At 73.2% G+C, this 16,713-nt stretch carries 23 protein-coding genes and 1 pseudogene; 4 read left to right on the top strand and 20 right to left on the bottom strand.

Annotation, left to right across the window (positions count from 1 at the left end; all coding sequences use genetic code 11):
• Positions 1-46 precede the first annotated feature (46 nt).
• The 15 genes from HUW36_RS09930 to HUW36_RS10000 all read right to left on the bottom strand — a co-directional run bounded on the left by HUW36_RS09930 (position 47) and on the right by HUW36_RS10000 (position 11,830).
• The gene (locus tag HUW36_RS09930) at positions 47-727 is read right to left on the bottom strand and encodes a DivIVA domain-containing protein (RefSeq protein WP_174527866.1); all 681 of its coding nucleotides are present in this window, start codon (positions 725-727) and stop codon (positions 47-49) included.
• Between the two features lie 55 nt (positions 728-782).
• Positions 783-1,943, bottom strand: a complete 1,161-nt coding sequence (locus HUW36_RS09935; RefSeq protein WP_174527867.1) for a globin domain-containing protein — start codon at positions 1,941-1,943, stop codon at positions 783-785.
• 2 nt (positions 1,944-1,945) lie between these two features.
• Complete coding sequence (locus HUW36_RS09940; RefSeq protein ID WP_174527868.1) at positions 1,946-2,335, bottom strand: group I truncated hemoglobin; 390 nt, start codon at positions 2,333-2,335, stop codon at positions 1,946-1,948.
• A 432-nt stretch (positions 2,336-2,767) separates the two neighbouring features.
• Positions 2,768-3,337, bottom strand: a complete 570-nt coding sequence (locus HUW36_RS09945) for a MerR family transcriptional regulator (RefSeq protein ID WP_174527869.1) — start codon at positions 3,335-3,337, stop codon at positions 2,768-2,770.
• 210 nt (positions 3,338-3,547) lie between these two features.
• Entirely contained in the window at positions 3,548-4,012 is a 465-nt protein-coding gene (locus tag HUW36_RS09950; RefSeq protein WP_174527870.1) for a bifunctional nuclease family protein, read from the bottom strand.
• 212 nt (positions 4,013-4,224) lie between these two features.
• Complete coding sequence (ftsR, locus tag HUW36_RS09955) at positions 4,225-4,932, bottom strand: transcriptional regulator FtsR (protein ID WP_174527871.1); 708 nt, start codon at positions 4,930-4,932, stop codon at positions 4,225-4,227.
• A gap of 50 nt (positions 4,933-4,982) precedes the next feature.
• Entirely contained in the window at positions 4,983-5,435 is a 453-nt protein-coding gene (gene odhI, locus HUW36_RS09960) for an oxoglutarate dehydrogenase inhibitor Odhl (RefSeq protein ID WP_007071101.1), read from the bottom strand.
• Positions 5,436-5,652: 217 nt separating this feature from the next.
• A complete protein-coding gene (gene gcvH / locus HUW36_RS09965; protein WP_013286373.1) occupies positions 5,653-6,033 on the bottom strand; it encodes a glycine cleavage system protein GcvH in 381 nt (126 codons plus the stop codon).
• Between the two features lie 54 nt (positions 6,034-6,087).
• Positions 6,088-7,053, bottom strand: a complete 966-nt coding sequence (locus HUW36_RS09970; protein WP_174527872.1) for a DUF881 domain-containing protein — start codon at positions 7,051-7,053, stop codon at positions 6,088-6,090.
• A gap of 10 nt (positions 7,054-7,063) precedes the next feature.
• Positions 7,064-7,396: a small basic family protein gene (locus HUW36_RS09975; protein ID WP_007071104.1), complete on the bottom strand. Its 333-nt coding sequence runs from the start codon at positions 7,394-7,396 to the stop codon at positions 7,064-7,066.
• Complete coding sequence (locus HUW36_RS09980; RefSeq protein WP_174527873.1) at positions 7,393-8,346, bottom strand: DUF881 domain-containing protein; 954 nt, start codon at positions 8,344-8,346, stop codon at positions 7,393-7,395. The genes HUW36_RS09975 and HUW36_RS09980 overlap by 4 nt, the downstream gene beginning before the upstream one ends.
• A complete protein-coding gene (clsA, locus tag HUW36_RS09985; RefSeq protein WP_174527874.1) occupies positions 8,343-8,978 on the bottom strand; it encodes a cardiolipin synthase ClsA in 636 nt (211 codons plus the stop codon). Before clsA ends, HUW36_RS09980 begins: the two co-directional genes overlap by 4 nt.
• 319 nt (positions 8,979-9,297) lie before the next feature.
• Positions 9,298-9,768, bottom strand: a complete 471-nt coding sequence (locus tag HUW36_RS09990) for a MarR family transcriptional regulator (protein ID WP_174527875.1) — start codon at positions 9,766-9,768, stop codon at positions 9,298-9,300.
• A 48-nt stretch (positions 9,769-9,816) separates the two neighbouring features.
• Entirely contained in the window at positions 9,817-11,004 is a 1,188-nt protein-coding gene (locus HUW36_RS09995) for a PP2C family protein-serine/threonine phosphatase (RefSeq protein ID WP_174527882.1), read from the bottom strand.
• Positions 11,005-11,083: 79 nt separating this feature from the next.
• Entirely contained in the window at positions 11,084-11,830 is a 747-nt protein-coding gene (locus HUW36_RS10000) for an SAM-dependent methyltransferase (RefSeq protein ID WP_174527876.1), read from the bottom strand.
• Positions 11,831-11,956: 126 nt separating this feature from the next.
• Between HUW36_RS10000 and HUW36_RS10005 the strand changes: the two genes are divergently transcribed.
• From HUW36_RS10005 to HUW36_RS10015, 3 genes are all read left to right on the top strand, one after another.
• Positions 11,957-12,838 (top strand): universal stress protein, encoded by an 882-nt coding sequence (locus HUW36_RS10005; RefSeq protein WP_174527877.1) that lies wholly within the window; start codon positions 11,957-11,959, stop codon positions 12,836-12,838.
• A gap of 67 nt (positions 12,839-12,905) precedes the next feature.
• On the top strand, positions 12,906-13,115 hold the full coding sequence (locus tag HUW36_RS10010; protein ID WP_091574395.1) for a phosphatidylethanolamine-binding protein: 210 nt from the start codon (positions 12,906-12,908) through the stop codon (positions 13,113-13,115).
• Positions 13,112-13,585 carry a hypothetical protein gene (locus HUW36_RS10015; RefSeq protein ID WP_174527878.1) on the top strand — a complete coding sequence of 158 codons (474 nt, stop codon included), beginning with the start codon at positions 13,112-13,114 and terminating at the stop codon, positions 13,583-13,585. Before HUW36_RS10010 ends, HUW36_RS10015 begins: the two co-directional genes overlap by 4 nt.
• Here the strand turns inward: HUW36_RS10015 and HUW36_RS10020 are convergent.
• Positions 13,582-13,788 carry a hypothetical protein gene (locus tag HUW36_RS10020; protein WP_174527879.1) on the bottom strand — a complete coding sequence of 69 codons (207 nt, stop codon included), beginning with the start codon at positions 13,786-13,788 and terminating at the stop codon, positions 13,582-13,584. The genes HUW36_RS10015 and HUW36_RS10020 overlap by 4 nt on opposite strands.
• 129 nt (positions 13,789-13,917) lie before the next feature.
• On the opposite strand from HUW36_RS10020, the gene HUW36_RS10025 reads away from it, so the two are divergent.
• Positions 13,918-14,574, top strand: a complete 657-nt coding sequence (locus HUW36_RS10025; protein ID WP_174527880.1) for a hypothetical protein — start codon at positions 13,918-13,920, stop codon at positions 14,572-14,574.
• A 4-nt stretch (positions 14,575-14,578) separates the two neighbouring features.
• Here HUW36_RS10025 and HUW36_RS10030 read toward each other — a convergent pair whose 3' ends face one another.
• The 4 genes and pseudogenes from HUW36_RS10030 to HUW36_RS10045 all read right to left on the bottom strand — a co-directional run.
• Entirely contained in the window at positions 14,579-14,764 is a 186-nt protein-coding gene (locus HUW36_RS10030) for a hypothetical protein (RefSeq protein WP_091574391.1), read from the bottom strand.
• Positions 14,765-14,829: 65 nt separating this feature from the next.
• Positions 14,830-16,107 carry a hemolysin family protein gene (locus HUW36_RS10035; protein ID WP_174527881.1) on the bottom strand — a complete coding sequence of 426 codons (1,278 nt, stop codon included), beginning with the start codon at positions 16,105-16,107 and terminating at the stop codon, positions 14,830-14,832.
• Positions 16,107-16,304, bottom strand: coding sequence for a hypothetical protein (locus HUW36_RS10040; protein WP_091574389.1), 198 nt, complete (start codon positions 16,302-16,304; stop codon positions 16,107-16,109). The genes HUW36_RS10035 and HUW36_RS10040 overlap by 1 nt, the downstream gene beginning before the upstream one ends.
• A 45-nt stretch (positions 16,305-16,349) precedes the next feature.
• Positions 16,350-16,713 (bottom strand): annotated as a pseudogene (locus HUW36_RS10045) (hypothetical protein); the annotation flags it as partial.

Consider the following 16,713-nt stretch of genomic DNA (forward strand, 5'->3'; position numbering starts at 1 on the left):
CGTGCTGGCCGGGCCGGGCCGGCGGCGTGCTGGCCAGGCCGTCGGCCTACCGCTGGTGACGCGGCAACGCCGGCTGCGCCGCAGCGCCGCCCACCGGCGGCACCTCACGGGCGATCCGCTCCATCGTGCGCGCCAACTGTTCGCTGCCCTCGTCCAGGTGCCGGGAGGCCGCCCGCATGTGCGACATCATCATCTCGCCGAAGATCCGCAACGCCTCCCGCGCGGCCACCGAGTCGTCGAAGTTCCCGCCGGCGCTGCTGCGGTACTCCGCCACCGCCCGCTCGGCCTCCTGCTTCGCCTCCTCCGCCGCCGCCCGCATGTAGCTCTCGTACTGCGTCCGGGCGTACTCGGCGACCCGGCGGGCGTAGTCGTGGGCCTGCGCGATGATCTGCTCGGCCTCCCGCTGCGCCGCCGACAACAGGTTGACCTCCTTGGCCGCCGGCATCGCCGGCTTGTCGGCGCTCGGGATCACCCCGTGCCGGTGCAGCTCCAGATGGTCGTTGAGCCGCTCGTTCTCCGCCCGCAGGTTCGCCACCTGCGCGGCCAGCAGATCCAGCTCGTCGGCCACCTGCATCCGGAACCGGTCCACGTCGGCCTGCTCGTAGCCGCGGCGGGTGAACGCCGCCGACCCGAACTCCCACCGGCGCACCCGGTCCGCGGTCAGCCGCACCTGCACCGGCCCGGACACCTGCTGCGCGTCGTACCGACTGATCGGCGTCGCACTCATCGGGCCACCTCCGTTCGCGACTGCGGGGCTCGCAACACCGGCTCACTCCTCGCGCTCACCGGACACCTCCGTCAGGGGTCGTCGCCGCACGCCACGTCGGCCCGTACCAGTGCTTGCCGAAGCCCTCGTGGTGCACCTGACCCGGCTGGTAGCCGGCACCGGTCAACGCCGCCACCGACTGGCTCACCATCTCGTCGGAGCCACACACGTACACGTGCCGCGACCGCCAGTCACCGTCGGCCAGCACCCGGTCGGTGAGCCGCACCGACTCCCCCGGCCGCACCGGATCCGACCCGGCCACGTACGACACCCGAAGCCACGGATGCGTCGCCGCCAACTTGTCGATCGCCTCGCTGTCGTAGAACTCGGTCCGCGACCGGGCCCCCACGTACAGGTCCACCCGCCGCCCCGACCCCTCCGCCGCGACCTGCTCCACCAAGGCCTTCACCGGCGCCCAGCCGGTGCCACCGGCCAGCAGCAGCAGATCCGACGACCCGGCCGGCCACAACGTCAACCGGTCCCCCACCGGCGACGCCAGGTGGACCTGGTCCCCGGCCGCGCACCCGTACACCAGCCGCGACGACACCGCCCCACCCGGCGCGGCCCGCACGTGCAGCTCCACCGTGCCGTCCGGGCGCGGCGCGTTCGCCGGCGAGTAGTACCGCCACGACCGCACCGCCGGATGCGACACCCCGATCGACTGGCCCGGCGTGAACGGCAGCAGGTACTGCGGTCGCACCGTCAACACCGCCACGTCGAACGTCCGCCGCTCGTGGGTCAGCACCTCCGCCACCCACCACGGCGGCGAGTGCGCCTCCGCCGCCTGCGCCGCCTCCGTCATCACCTGCGCCACCAACCCGTACGCGGCCGCCCAGTCCGCGGCCAGCTCCTCGGTCCACGCGTCCGCGCAGAAGTGCCGCAACGTCTCCAGCAGCGCCTCACCGACCGCCGGGTAGTGCTCGGCGCGTACCGCGAACTTGCGGTGGTCCGCGCCGAGCTGCTGCAGGAACCCGACCAGCCGATCCACCTGGTCCACGTGGGACACGATGTGCCCCAACGCCGACACCAGGCGGTCCCGCTGCCCGGCCATGTTCGTTCCGAACATCTGCCGGGTCTCCGGGTGCGCCAGGAACAGCGTCGAATAGAAGTAGAGCGGCACCTGGTCGCCGTGCGCGGCGACCAGGGCCCAGCTCTGCTTGAGCCGTGCCGCGTCCACGCTCAGGCGTTCCCCGCCGACACGACCTGGTCCCGCACCTGACCCAGCACCGCCTGCACGTCGGTGACCACGTCCGCCGGCACACCCAGCTCCACGAGCGTGGCGGTCAGGTGCTGCCCGACCTTGGCGTAGTGCTCCCCCGTGATCCGCAGCGGCTGGTGCGCCTCGGCCAACCCGCGACCCGTGTACTCGTTCGGCCCGCCCAGCACGACCGCCAGCATCAGCGCCAGGTGCCGCCGCTGCTCGGTCATGTTCACGTCGGTGAAGTAGCCGGCCAGTTCCGGGTCGGCCAGCACCTTGTCGTAGAACAGCTCCACCGCGGACTTCACGGCCGCCGCGCCGCCGATGCGCTCGTAGTGGGAGATCGGGGTGGTCTCGCTCGTCACCGTCATGCTCGGTCCTTCCGACAGGGGTCCGCGGCAGCGCCGCGGCAGGGGCATCGCCAGCCGGCGCGGCGTCACACAGCGTTCCGCCATGACGTCGACACGCCGACGACCGTGACGGACCATAGCGCGCCCGCCGCGACACTTCACGTCTGCCCTATCGAGTTCCCGACAACTGTCAACTACGGACAGTCAACACGTCCACTCAAGACGATGAACACACCGCGAGCAGCCCGACACGCAAGGTCAACCCCACGCACCAGCGGTCCCTTTCGGACACTGCGTCCCGACCCGCCATGACCTGCGCACACCCGGGCCGGCCCGGAACCACGGGCCGCGACGGCCCCCACCGGCCCGCCACCGGCACACCCCGTCACCGAACGAGAAATCGCGCCGGGCCGAACGGCCACGACGCGATCCCGTGCACGAGACCCGAGGAGATCAACCGGCCCGACGCCGCGCCCGCCGCGCCGCCAACTCGTCCCCCACCGAATCCGCCTCCGGCTCCACCACCGGGGCGTCGTCCTGCTCCGGGACACCCACCGGCTCCGCCGGCAGGTGCGACAACGAACCCTGGATCTCCTTGAACGCGCCACCGATCGCGATGCCGAACACGCCCTGGCCGCCCTGCAACAGGTCGACCACCTCCTCCGGTGACCGGCACTCGTACACCGTCGTCCCATCGGAGATCAGGGTGATGCCCGCCAGGTCGTCCACGCCACGCGACCGCAACGCCTCGATCGCCTTGCGGATGTTCTGCAACGACACCCCGGCGTCCAGCAACCGCTTCACGACCTTCAACACCACCAGGTCACGGAACGAGTACAACCGGGACGTCCCCGAACCCGACGCGTCCCGCACACTCGGCACCACCAGCGCCGTGCGGGCCCAGTAGTCCAACTGCCGGTAACTGATGCCCACCGCCGAACACGCGGTCACACCCCGGTAACCCACCTCGCCGTCACCGGCCTGCTGTTCCCCACTCGGACCAGGATCTCGCGGCTCGTGCATCCGGACCAACCTCCCCGCGCCCGTGCGGTGCCACGTCGACTCCCCGTACGCGCACCCCTCGACACGGCAACCCTAACGCCGGCCCCGCCCGCACACCGGCAGGAGACACCCGACACGCCGCGCCACCGACCCACGACAGCACACACGGCGGCCAGTCGCCACCCACCGTGACAACCACCGCCGCGCACCCCGGCCACCCGGCCGGCACACTCAACCCGCGAAATCCTCCGGCCGCACCTGGTCCAGGAACTCACGGAACTTCTCCACCTCGTCCTCCTGCTCGTCCGGGATCACGATCCCCGCCTCGCTGAGGACCTGCTCCGCACAACGAATCGGAGCCCCCACCCGCAACGCCAACGCGATCGAGTCACTCGGCCGCGCCGACACCCGCACCCCGTCACCGAGCAGCAGATCCGCGTAGAAGACGTTCTCCTTCAACTCGGTGATCTCCACCGCCCGCAACGGCGCCTGCAACGCCGTCAACACGTCCCGCAGCAGATCGTGCGTCAACGGCCGCGCCGGCTTGACCCCCTGCTGCTCGTAGGCGATGGCCGTCGCCTCGACCGCACCGATCCAGATCGGCAGATAACGGTCCCCCTCGACCTCCCGCAGCAGGACGATCGGCTGGTTGCTGGGCAACTCCACCCGAACTCCGACCACGCTCAGCTCGCGCACCGCCGCCTCCGTGTCGTCGTCACCTTCGCACCGCGCCCTTCCCTGCACGGTACACGGACCAGGACACAGGAGTCCCACGCGCTACGTGCACCACGCCTCGACGGACGGGCTTACCCCGGCAAGCCTACGACACGCTTCCCGAACCAGATCTTTCCGCGCCCACCCACGACGAAGGGCCGGGCACCCACGGCACCCGGCCCCACCACCGACACTCACCGACCCAACGTCGACCGCAGCCCCACCCGCACCAACGCCGCGTGCAACTGCTGCGACAACGCCGTCAACTCCCGCGCCGTCTCCGCCGCCCGGGCCCGCGCCGCCGGATCACTCTGCCGCGCCAACGGCGCCACCAACTGCGCGAACAGACCGACCTCCCGATCCGCCGCCGACCGGTACCCCCGCAGGTGCCGCGGCTCCAACCCGTACGCCGCCAACCCCGCCACCGCACTCGCGATGATCAACGCGTCCGCGTCGTACCACCCCGGCGGATCCGACACCAGCACACCGAGCCGCTCCAACTCGACCAACGTCGACTCCTCGACCCCGCTCCGGGAGATCAGCTCCGCCCGACCCAGTCGCACCTCCGACGGCTCGACCGGCTCCACCGACTCCCGACCCGGAACCTCACCACCCGGACCGACCGCCACCAGATTCGGCCGCGACCGCCCCACCGGCGCAGGCGCATCCGAGACGTCCCACTCCGCCAACTGCTCCCGGATCACCCGCAACGGCAGATACCGATCCCGCTGCGCCGTCAGCACGAACCGCAGCCGCGCCACGTCGTCCCAGCCGTACTTCCGATAACCCGCCGGCGTACGCTGCGGCTCCACCAGACCCTCGGCCTCCAGGAACCGCAACTTCGAGATCGTGACGTCAGGAAACTCCGCCCGCAACTGCGCCAGCACCTCGCCGATACTCATCAGCGCAGGCGCCCGCGCCGCCCCGGACGGCGTCGAAGCCGCAGGCTCGTTCACCCCCGGCCGGCCTCCTCCTCCGGGCGCGGACCGGCGATGAACACCACCCGGAACTTGCCGATCTGCACCTCGTCACCGTTGCTCAACGTCGCGGCCTCGACCCGCTCGCGGTTCACGTAGGTGCCGTTCAGGCTCCCCACGTCCCGCACCGTGAACGTCCCACCGTCCCGGTGGAACTCCGCGTGCCGCCGCGACACCGTCACGTCGTCGAGGAAGATGTCGCTGTCCGGGTGCCGCCCACTCGTCGTCACGTCGTGGTCCAACAGGAACCGGGCACCCGCGTTCGGGCCCCGGCGAACCACCAGCAACGCCATACCCGGCGGCAACGAGCCAGACATCCGGCTCGGCACCACATCGGTGTCCGGGCCCTCCAGCACTTCGTCGAGCGAACCGAGATTGAGCGTCGAAGTGACGTCGAGCGGGGGGAACTCGTCGTCTGGGCGCGTCATGGGACCACCTCACGGATCTGTTCGGTCGGCGTCGGGGAATGGCGGGTCTGGCCGCCGGGCAAACCCACACCCGGCGGCTGGCTCCCCGTGCCCGGGAAGGCGCATTCCGCAACGCTCAAACTATTGGTTCTCGGTCGACTGGGCGAGCCTAGCCAGCGCCGAAATGCAGGGCAACCGGACGCGCGGAACCAAGCCCGCCGCCCGGAACGACACGAACTCAGCTCTCGGTGAGCTCGCGGTACGCGTCAGCGGTCAACAGACCCTCGACCGCCGCCGGATCATCCGGAGTGATCTCCACCAACCACCCCGCACCGTACGGATCCGTGTTGATCACCTCAGGGGTGTCGGCCAACGCCTCGTTGCGCGCCGCCACCGTACCGCTCAACGGCGCGTAGATCTCCGACACGCTCTTCGTCGACTCGATCTCGCCCAGCGACTCACCCGCCGCCACCACCGCACCCGGCTCCGGCAGCTGCACGAACACGATGTCACCCAGGGCGTCCTGCGCGAAGTGCGTGATACCGACGCGGACGACACCACCGTCACCACCGACCACCCACTCGTGCTCGGCGGTGTACCGCAGATCCTCAGGAATCACCAACTGCGTCCTTCGTCATCGGTGCACCGGAGAAACCGGCGCGGCCGCGACCGGTCAGGAGACCGGCCGGGCGTGGTCCAGCTTGATCGGCGCGTGCAGCTGCGAAACCTCCACAACCTCACGATCCTCGGACGTCACGTTACCGCCGGCCTCCCGCACCGTGGAGACCACCCCGCCCGGAATGTTCAAGGCCGTACGCATCGTCGCCGGATCACCGATCACCAGGATCGTGTACGGAGCACTCAACCGCCGCCCGTCCACCACCAGGCCGCCACCCGAGCCGTCCACGAAATACGTCGACGCGATGACCCGAACCGCGGTGCCGTCCGCACCCTGGATCTGCATCGCCTCCGCGCCCGCACCCCGCAACTCCTGCACCGCGTCCAGGATCCGCGTCGACGACGTCGCCTTCTCCGGCCCTCGGAACTCCACCTCCAGGCCCGGCCCCACCGCCGGCAGCGTCCCCGCCAGGATGCCCAGCTCGTCCGCCCGCCGCGTCGCCTCCTCCAACGCCGCCTGCCGACCCTGCTCACCCGAGCGCAACTGCCGCTGGCTGTCCTCCAACGCCTCGATGTCCTGCCGCAGACGCCGCTCCCGCGCATCCAGGTCCGACGAGATCCGGACCAGGTCCTCCTCCCGCGTCGCCGCGAGCGTCGGATCCGTCGACGTCGTCTTCAGCTGCACCACCAACGTGAAACCCAGCAACGCCAGCAGCACCGCGATCATCGCGCCCGCCGACGTCAACCGCCGCGACACCGGCACCCGCTCCGGCCGCGCCTCGGGCTCCGAACCCTCGGGCTCCGCCTCGGGGCGGGGCGACACGACCGCGCCCGGCTCCTCCGCCGGCGCCGGCACGTCCTCCCGCTCCACCGGCGGCTCACCCGCAGGCGCCAGCGGACTCAACTCGTCCGGATCCGGCGCGTCCGGACGCGGATCCGGCTCACCCGCCGGACCCGACGGCCGCCCCGGCTCCGCCGGCTGCGGCCACCCGGTACCCGTCTCCCTGTGCTCCTCGCTCATCGCCACCAACCTACGCCCGGAACAGGTGCCGGCGGATCGCCGCGACGTTTCCGAAGATGCGCACGCCCAACACGACCACCACACCGGTGGACAACTGACCACCCACGCCCAACTGGTCACCCAGGTACACGATCAGACCAGCCACCAGCACGTTCGAGATGAACGACACCACGAACTGCTTGTCGTCGAAGATCCGGTCCAGCTTCGCCCGCACCCCACCGAACACCGCGTCCAACGCGGCCACCACCGCGATCGGCAGATACGGCTGCAACGCCGCCGGCACCGTGGGGTCCAGATACACCCCGAGCACCACACCGGCGAGCAACGCCAGCACCGCGATCATCGGCCACCTCCGGAAGGGCTGGGAGAACCCGAGCCGGACGGCCCGGGACTGGACGAACCGGCGACACCGGAACCCGACGGAGCAGGGCTCGGGCTCGCCGGAGGCCCGGCGTAGCGTAGCTGTGGCTCAGGAGCCGCCGGCAGGGTGAGGTCGTCGACCTCCTTCACCGCGAACGACAACCCCGCCGTCCGCGCCAGGTACCGCATCAACTCCGCCGCCCGACTGTCGTCGAACCGGTCCCGCATCGACCCCGGCCCGATCGCCCGCACCTCGTACGGACTCGTCACCGGCCGGTAGTCCACCAGGATCGCCTCGCCGGCCTGCCGGATCGTCGTCGTCGCCGTCAACCGCTGCCCGTTGATCGCCACGGCCTCCGCGCCCGCCGCCCACAGCGCGTTCGCCACCTTCTGCAGATCCGAGTACAGCACCCGCTGCGGACCCGTCTCCGCCTCCTCGCCGGTCACCGCGTCCTTGTCCTGCGGCGCGTCCGTCAACCGCACGACCACACCGTCGCCGCGCACCCGGCCCAGGCCCGTACCGGCCTCCAGGTTGCGCAACCGGGACGCCTGCGAACCGCTCAACGCGGCGTCCCGCTGCCGGCCGACCTCCTCGCGCAACCGCTCCGCCCGCTCGGTCAACCGGTCCGTCTCCGCCTCGCGCTTCTTGATCTCGGCGATCAGCCCCGCCCGCGCCGTCGCCCGGCTCGGCTCCTCCGCCATCGTCTCCCGGTACGCCACCGCGAACAGGAACCCGATCACCGCCAGGACCACCAGACTCACCGGACGACCCAGCACCTCACGCACCCGCGACACCGGACCCACCGCCCGCCGTGCCGCGGCGTCCCCGTAACCGGGATCGAGCGGATTGCGGAACAGCTCGGTCAGGAAGTCAGGTGCGTACACCCGCGCCGACGGATCGCGTTCCCCGTCCCGGGGCGGGGTGGCCGTCACGCCGCCGCCCCCGTACGTCGCGCCCGCATCCCCCGGACCAGGCGGCGGGCCTGCACCACGTACATCGCGCCGGCGACCCAGTAGAGGACCAGGCCCCACCACGCCAGACCCCAGCCGATCGCGCCGGCCGCCGTGGCCGCACCCGGCGCCGCGTCCGCCAGCAGCAGGATCGGGAACGCCGCCAGCAGCAGGAACGTGGCGGTCTTGCCGACGTAGTGCACCGGCGGCGGTCCGTAGCCGTGGCGCCGCAGCACCCCCAGCGAGCCGAGCAGCAGCAGCTCGCGCGCCAGCAGCGCCGCGGTGAACTGCCACGGCACCACCTCACGGGCGGTGAACGCGAGCAGCGTGGCCAGGATGTAGAGCCGATCGGCCAGCGGGTCCAGCAGCTCGCCCAACCGGCTCACCTGGCGCAGTCGGCGCGCGATCCAGCCGTCGACCCAGTCGCTGGTGCCGCCCACGGCCAGCACCACGATGGCGACCACGTCGGCGCGGGCGACCAGGAACAGGTAGAGGAACAGCGGGACGCCCAGGAGCCGGACGAAGCTGATCAGGTTGGGCAACGTGAGGACGCGGTCCCCCGCGACCGTCGCGGCATCCTCCGGGTGCTCCGCTGGAGCCGGCCGACGCGACACCGAACCCTCCCTCCGCAGCACGATCCGGCAGCCGAACGTGCGGCGGCCGCCGGAGGGACGTGCGCGTTACCGGCCGGTCTTGACGCCGGCGCCCTCTGCGATCCCGGGCTGGGACCTCCCCGATGCGGCCCACCATCGTCTCGATCATGGGCCGGCCAGTTGCGCTGCCACTATATCGGGCTGCTCGGCTCGTTCCGGCCGCCGCGCTGCGTCGCTGCTCAGCGTTGTCGCGGTGTCGACCGTCACAACCGTTAAGGCATCCTAGGACACTAGTTGAGCGCGTCGAGACGGGCGGGCGTTGCGCGAGCGCTCGTCGGGATCAGGCCGTACGGGCGGTGGAGTCGGAACCCGGGTGGGGCACCGTCATGGTTGCCGCCTGACCGAATGCCAGGAGCGCCAGCAGCAGCTCGTGCTGCACCCGGTGGGGCATCCGGTCCAGCACCGCCTGGACCGCCCGGTGCCGCCGCTCCTGCAACTCCCCCAGCAGGGTGTCGGCCGCGGCGGTGGGGACCAGTCGGACCTCGCGCCGGTCCCTCGGGTCGGCCACCCGGCGCAACAGGCCCACCGCCTCCAGCCGGTCGCAGAGCCGGCTCGCCGACGAGGGCACCACGTCCAGCAGCTCGGCCAGCCGGTTCACGTTGGTGCCGGGGTGCGTCACGATCAGCGACAGCACCCGCAGCTGGGTCGGCGAGACGCTGACGTTGTGGCGCGAGGTGGCGGAGTCGAGCACACCGATGAGCGCCTCGGCAGCCGCCTCGACGGCCGCGGCAAGATTCGGAGGTCGCTCCACCCGTTGTCCCCTGGGATCGTCCCGCTCGTGTTCGCTCCGCCGCTCCGCTCACTGCCCGGCGTCGTCACCCGACCGGCCGGAACCCTGCCAGTCGAGACAGACGACGACCGCGTCGTCGCGAAGATCCGCGTCGGCGTGGTACGCGTGCAGTTCGCGCATCACCGTACCAACTGCCTCGGTCGCCGGCTGCAGCCGAGTGGACCGCATCGACCGCGCCATCGCCCGCAACCCGTACGGCTCCTGCTCCCCCGGCTCGGCCGCGTACACGCCGTCGCTGACCACGAACAGTCGGTCGCCCGGCTCCAGCGGGAACTCCTGCACGTCGTAGCGGGTCTCGGCGAACATGCCCAGTGGCAGCTGCTGCTCCAGGGTGACCCGGGTGACCCGACCGCCGCGCAACCGCAGCAGGTGCGGGGAGCCGGCGTCCACCGCCCGCACCACACCCCGGCGGTCGTCCAGCTCCAGCAGCAGCGTGGCCACGTGCCGGCCGCCCCGGTGCTGGTAGAAGATGGTGTCCGAGGCCAGCTCCGCCTGCTCGACCAGGCTGCCGCCGGAGCGGCGCGCGTTGCGCATGGCGTTCACGGTCATCGCGGTGAGCAGCGACGCGGCCAGCCCGCTGCCGGTGCCGTTGAGCACCGTGACGGTGAGCCGGTCGCCGTCGACCGACCAGTCGAAGTGGTCCCCGCCGACGGTGTAGGCCGGTTCGAGCTGCCCGGCGAGCAGCACGTCGCCGTGCCGGACGCTGCGCCCCGGCAGCAGGTCCCACTGCATCTCCGCGGCCATGCTCAACCGTTCCCGGCGGCGGGCCCGACGGTAGCGGTCGGTCTCCCGGTCGGCCGCGCGCATCGCCATCGCCACCTCGCCGGCGGCGTCCCGGGCCGCCTCGACCGTCGACGCGTCCGGGGCGGCGGGCAGCTCCACCATCAGCACGCCGAGCCGTTCCCCCCACACCGACAGCGGCAGGTAGGCCCGGCAGCGGCCCTCGTCCACGACGTCGAGCACGGGCTGCTGGCTGCTGAAACACCGCTGCGCCACACCGTCGGAGCGGAGTCGGACGCCGTCGGGCCGATCCGGTTCCCGCACCGGCCACAGGCCGCTGGAACGGTAGTCGGCGACGAACACCTCCGTCCGCGCGGCGCCGAGCGTCTGGCGGAGCACCGCGTCCGCGGTCTCCGCCAACTGGTCGGGCGGCGCCGCGCGCAGGGCACGCGACACCGATCCGGACGCCTCCGGCATGCTCATCCTCCGATGACGACTATTGCTACAGGGCAAACATCATACGGAGGGCCCCCGACAACGCCCCGCCCCACCTGGCTCAGTCGGCCGAGCGCGACGCCAGCGCGCCGTAGAACGCGTCGGGTACCGGCTCAGGCTCCCCCACCGGCCGCCACCGGGCCACCGGCACGATGCCGTCGTCGCTCGGCCGCCACCGGCCGAGCAGCGGCGCGAAGCGGTCCGGCGCCCGCATCCGGAACTCCGGCCCCATCATGGCCAGCGCCTCCGGGTGCCCGGCCAGTTCCTCGCTGTCGAAGTCGATCGCCAGCCAACTGCCCGGCGCGGTCGCCGCGTACAGCTCGTCGAGGGTACGGGCCAGGGTGTCGTCGTCCAGGAACGCGGCCAGCCCGAGGAAGACCACCCCCACCGGCCGCCTCCCCCACCCCGGTACGAACCGGTGCAGCTGGGCCGGATCCACGGTGCCGAGGTCGGCGGCGTCACCGTACCCGTAACCGACGCGGTCGCTGCCGGCCAGCAGGCGCCGGCCGAGCCGGACGGTCTCCGGGTCGACGTCGGTGTAGAGGACCGTGGCGTCCGGCGCGACCTCGTGCACGTTGCCGCGGGTCGGCACACCGGCGCCGAAGACCAGGAAGCCGTCCACCCCCTCGGCGGCGACCGCCCGCACGGTGCGGCCGAGGAAGTCCCGCAACGACCGGAAGATCGCCGCGCACGGCCCGTACGCCGCCTCGAAGGCGGCGGCCGCGGCCACGTCCACCGGGTGGTGGTGCCGGCCGCCCAGCCAGTGGTCGATCATGCGGGCGGTGCTCGGTCGGTCCGGCTGGGCCATCGACGAGGCTCCCTCCCGCGGCGCTACCGCCAGCGTACCGACCGGTCGACTCCGGCGGTATCGCTCCGCTCGGGCCACGCCGGCCGCGATACTGGCCGGGGCGGCCGGCGACGAGGAGGTACCGGGGTGAACTCCGCGAACGGCGCGGCCGTGGTGGTCGGGGTGGACGGCTCGGAACCGGCTTCCCGGGCGGTGCGCCTGGCGGCCCGCGAGGCGGCCCGCCGCAACCGTCCGCTGCGGGTGGTGCACGGCTTCATCTGGCCGCTGCTGCGCGTGCCGGTGTCCGCGCCCGCGCAGAGCCCACCCGGCGCCGGCCTGCGCAACCAGGCCGAACAGCTGGTCGCCGACGCGGTCCGGGAGGCCGAGACGGAGTGCCCGGGGCTACGGATCACCGGCGAGATCATCGACGGGGAGGCCGCCGCGGTGCTGCTCGGCGAGTCCCCCACCGCGGCCATGGTGGTGCTCGGCGACCGAGGGCTCGGCGGTTTCGCCGCGCTGGTGGTCGGCTCGGTCGCGGTGCAGGTCGCCTCGTACGCCGACTGCCCGGTGCTGATCGCGCGCGGCACGACGCGCGACGCCGGCCCCGTGGTGGTCGGGGTGGACGGATCGGCGCTGTCCCGACAGGCGATCGACTTCGCCGCGGAGACCGCCTCGTCGCGCGGGACCCGGCTGCACGCGGTGCATGCCTACACCCATCCGACGTCCCGGGGCCCCGGGGACATGCAACCGCTGGTGTACGACGAGGGTCAGCTGCATGGCGAGGAGGACCGGGTGCTGGCCGAGTCGCTCGCCGGCGTCGAGGAGCGCTGGCCGGACGTGCCGGTCACCCGCGAGGCGGTGCACGCCCGCCCGGTCGCGGCACTCACCACCGCCTCCCGCGACGCCCAACTGCTCGTGCTGGGCCGGCAGGGCCGGGGCGAGCTGAGCGGGCTGCTGCTGGGCTCGGTCAGCCAGGCGATGCTGCACCGTGCCGAATGCCCGGTGGCCGTGGTCCGCGCGCCGGACTGAGGCACGGTTGGCCCCGCCCCGGGCGGGTAGACGGTGCCGACAGCCACGGACGACCGAGGAGGCGGCGATGCCAGGACCACGGCCGGGCAGCAACGCGTACGACAAGCAGCGGGCACGGCTGCGCGACCTCGTCGAGCAGTCCGGACGGGCCGCCGACAAGGAGGCGAACCAGGTGGCCAACCGGATCCTGCAGGACGACCGGGGTCAACGCGGCGTGGTGCGGGGCGAACGGACCTACGGGCCCAAGGGTGAGCGCGAGCCGGGCGATCCGAAGTGAGGGCGGCACCCCTGGTCGACGGCGCCATCGCGGGCGCCGTCGGCAGTGCCGTGCTCAACCTGGTCAGCTATCTGGACATGGCGACCCGGGCCCGCCCGGCCAGCACCACCCCGGAGACCACCGCCGGCAGGCTGGCCGACGTGACACACCTCGACCTCGGTCCGGCCGAGGAGGCGGCGAACCGCCGGGCCGGCCTGGGGCCGGCGCTCGGCTATGTCACGGGCATCGCCGCCGGAGCCGTGTTCGGGGCCTTCGCGGCCCGTCGCCGGGTGCCGCTGCCGCTGGCCGTGGTGCTGCTCGGTGGCGGCGTGATGGCCACCTCCGACGGCTCGATGACGGTGCTCGGCGTGACCGACCCGCGCACCTGGCGGCGGGTCGACTGGATCTCCGACCTGGTGCCGCACCTGGCGTACGGACTGACGGCCGCAGCCACCTGGCGGAGGCTGCGGCCGTCGTCGTCGCGCGGTTAGCGGTCGCTCTCGTCGTCGGCCACCGGCTCGCCGGCCGGGCCGTACGGCGACACCTGTCCCTTGGGGACCGGCCGGCCCACGTCGGCGTTCGACGTGCCCTTGTGGCGTGGGTGTCCGGCCGCCCCGACGGCGCCCTTGCGGCTGTCCTGGCTGGTGGCGCCGAGGTCGTTCCGGCGCAGTTCCTCCTGCTGCGGCTTGACCACGGGTCTCTCCTTCCCGGTGGGCAGCGCACGGCCGTCGACCGCGCACCTGGTCCGGGTACCCGCCCCCGCCCGGCGCATTCCGGCGCCGCCTGCGGGTCTGGGCCGCGTCGCGGCGGGTAACCAGGTCCAATGGCGGACGATCGGAACGTGGCGCGGGCCCTGCTGGACCGGCAGTCCCGCACGTACGCGGAGGAGGCCGGCATCACGCTCGCCGACCGGCCCGGCCCGCTCTACCAGCTGCTGGTGCTCACCACGCTGTTGAGCACCCGGATCCGGGCGAGCGTGGCGGTGGCGGCGGCCCGGGAGCTGTTCACCGCCGGGTGGCGCACCCCGCAGGCCATGGAGGCGGCGAGCTGGCAGGACCGGGTGGACGCGCTGGGCCGCGGCCACTACCGGCGCTACGACGAACGCACCGCCACCATGCTCGGCACCGGCGCGCGGCTCTGCCTGGACCGGTGGCACGGCGACCTGCGCCGGCTGCACCGGGAGGCCGGGGCGGACCGGGCCGCGCTGCGCCGCCTGCTGGTCGAGTTCCCCGGCATCGGCCCGACCGGGGCGGACATCTTCCTGCGCGAGGCGCAGGCGGTCTGGCCCGACGTGCGCCCGTACGCCGACCGGCGCACGCTTGCCGGCGCGCGGCGACTGGGGTTGCCGGCGAACCCGGGCAGCCTGGTCGGGCTGGTCGGCGAAGCCGACTTCGGCCGGTTGGCCTCGGCGCTGGTCCGGGTGGCGCTCGGCGAGGAGTCGGCGGGCGAGGTGAGCCGCACCGCCGCGGCGGCCCGCTGAGCGGCTACTTGGCCGGGCCGGGCTTGGTCAGGTTCCAGGCCAGCAACGACGCGAGCAGGGCCAGCAGCACCACGCCCCCGGAGACGCCACTGCCCTCCCCGCCGCTCTCCCGGTGGCCGGTGGCCCCGAAGTAGATCACCGCGAGCCCGGCGAGCACGGTGACGAACGTCCGCAGTCCTCGGTCCTTCACGTCCCGGACGGTACGGCGGACGGCCGCCGCGCGGGCGCGGTTGCGCCGGGTGTCCCCCGTCCGGGTCAGTCGGCCGGGCAGCCGACGGCGGGGCCGCGCAACCGGACCCGGTGGATCGCCCGGCCGGACACCTCGACCACCTCGACGGTGAGCCCGGGCAGCCGGACCCGCTCTCCCGGGCCGTCGGGCAGCCGGCCGAGGCCGGCCAGCACCAGCCCCGCCACGGTGGTGTACTCGCGGGTCAGCGGAAAGGTCAGCCGCACCCCCGCGTCCGGCAGGTCGTGCAACGGAAAGTCACCCGGCAGCACGAGCGCGCCGTCGGGCTCCCGCACGGCCCGGCGGACGTCCCGGTCGGTCTCGTCGTACAGCTCGCCGACCACCTCCTCGAGCAGGTCCTCCATGGTGACCAGGCCGTCGACGCCGCCGTACTCGTCGATCACCAGGGCCATCTGCTCGTGGCGCTGGCGCAGCTGACGCATGGCGTCGGCCACCGGCAGCGTGCCGGGCAGCAGCACCGGCGGGCGGACGCACCCGTCGACGGCCGTCGCGCCGGCGTCCACCAGGTCACGGATGTGCACGACGCCCCGCACGTCGTCGAGCCCGCCGGCACCGGTGACCGGCGCCCGGGACCGGCCGGCGGCGGCCAGCCGGCGCATCGCCTCCGCCGCCGGCAGGTCCGCCGGCAGCGTGGTCACGTCGCGGCGGGCGACCAACACCTCCCGCAGGGTACGACCGGCGATGTCGAACGCGCCGGCGAGGATCTCCCGCTGCTGCGCCGAGAGCCCACGCTGGCTGACCAGCAGCTCCCGCAGCTCCTCCTCGGTCACCTCCTGCCGGTTCGCGCGCGGATCGCCGCCGGCGAGGCGGACCAGCAGGTCGGTGGCGCGGCCGAGCAGCCACACCGCCGGCCGGGACAACCGGGCCAGCAGGTCCAGCGGGCCGGCGCTGAGCAGCGCCCACCGCTCCGCCGACTGCATGGCCAGCCGCTTCGGCGCCAACTCCCCCACCACCAGCGTGAGGAACGTCAGCAGCACGGTCACCAGCAGCACCGCGACCGGGCGGGCGGCCCGGCCCAGGAAACCCAGCGGGCCGACGAGCGGCTCGGCCAGCGACACCGCCGCGGCGGCCGAGGCGAGGAACCCGGCCAGCGTGATCCCGAGCTGGATGGTGGCCAGGTAGCGGTTCGGCTCCCGGGCCAGCCGGCTCAACCGGGCCCCGGAGCGGCCCGCGCGCCCCAACCGGCGCAGCTGCCCCTCGCGCAGCGTCACCAGGGCCATCTCGCTGCCGGACAGGGCGGCGTTGACCAGCACCAGGACCAGCACCAGCGCGACCTGCCCGGCCATCAGTCGGTCTCCAGGTCGTCGAGGGAGATGGCGTGGGTCATCAGCCAGCGGGCCAGCGCGGCCATCCCGAACAGCCACAGTGGCGCCGACTCGGTGGTGCCGTTCGTGGCGAAGATGGCGAACCGCAGGTCCGGCGCCCGGTACGCCTCGATCCGCCACCTGTGGTTCTTGTCCCGCCAGACCGCGGAAGGGTCCATGGCGTCACGGTAGGTGACCGGGACTGCCCACCGTCGCCTGTTGGCTCACCCGCCCGGCACCACGTACCCGCCGAGCAGGATGCCGAGCACCGCCACCGCGATCGACACCAGGATCCCGCCGACGACCAGCCCGCCGAACCCGCTCCAGCCGGAGCCACGCGACCCGGTGACCGGCACCTCCGCCCGCCACCGCTCGCGCCAGGTCCAGGCCAGCACGCCGAGCGCGTACGGCAGCAGCCCGATCCAGAACCAGAACCAGCGCGACCCGGCCACCGGCGGCGGGCCGGCGACCAGCATGAGCAGCCAGCCGACGCCGATGGTCAGCGCCAGCAGCGCGGCCGCGTCCGCGAGCGTGTCGGCCAGGCTGTCGCCGTGCCGGGTGACGGCGGCGCGGGCCCGGGGGTCGGCG

The organism is Micromonospora maritima (assembly GCF_902825405.1).
Lineage (GTDB): Bacteria > Actinomycetota > Actinomycetes > Mycobacteriales > Micromonosporaceae > Micromonospora > Micromonospora maritima.

Excerpts from the sequence above, each read along its gene's own strand:
- HUW36_RS09940 (WP_174527868.1), bottom strand. The coding sequence starts at position 2,335 with ATGACGGTGACGAGCGAGACCACCCCGATCTCCCACTACGAGCGCATC.
- odhI (WP_007071101.1), bottom strand. The coding sequence starts at position 5,435 with ATGACGCGCCCAGACGACGAGTTCCCCCCGCTCGACGTCACTTCGACG.
- HUW36_RS09970 (WP_174527872.1), bottom strand. The coding sequence starts at position 7,053 with ATGAGCGAGGAGCACAGGGAGACGGGTACCGGGTGGCCGCAGCCGGCG.
- HUW36_RS09995 (WP_174527882.1), bottom strand. The coding sequence starts at position 11,004 with ATGCCGGAGGCGTCCGGATCGGTGTCGCGTGCCCTGCGCGCGGCGCCG.
- HUW36_RS10000 (WP_174527876.1), bottom strand. The coding sequence starts at position 11,830 with ATGGCCCAGCCGGACCGACCGAGCACCGCCCGCATGATCGACCACTGG.
- HUW36_RS09975 (WP_007071104.1), bottom strand. The coding sequence starts at position 7,396 with ATGATCGCGGTGCTGGCGTTGCTCGCCGGTGTGGTGCTCGGGGTGTAT.
- HUW36_RS09945 (WP_174527869.1), bottom strand. The coding sequence starts at position 3,337 with ATGCACGAGCCGCGAGATCCTGGTCCGAGTGGGGAACAGCAGGCCGGT.
- HUW36_RS10010 (WP_091574395.1), top strand. The coding sequence starts at position 12,906 with ATGCCAGGACCACGGCCGGGCAGCAACGCGTACGACAAGCAGCGGGCA.
- HUW36_RS10040 (WP_091574389.1), bottom strand. The coding sequence starts at position 16,304 with ATGGACCCTTCCGCGGTCTGGCGGGACAAGAACCACAGGTGGCGGATC.
- HUW36_RS09930 (WP_174527866.1), bottom strand. The coding sequence starts at position 727 with ATGAGTGCGACGCCGATCAGTCGGTACGACGCGCAGCAGGTGTCCGGG.
- HUW36_RS10035 (WP_174527881.1), bottom strand. The coding sequence starts at position 16,107 with ATGGCCGGGCAGGTCGCGCTGGTGCTGGTCCTGGTGCTGGTCAACGCC.
- HUW36_RS10025 (WP_174527880.1), top strand. The coding sequence starts at position 13,918 with ATGGCGGACGATCGGAACGTGGCGCGGGCCCTGCTGGACCGGCAGTCC.
- ftsR (WP_174527871.1), bottom strand. The coding sequence starts at position 4,932 with ATGAGTATCGGCGAGGTGCTGGCGCAGTTGCGGGCGGAGTTTCCTGAC.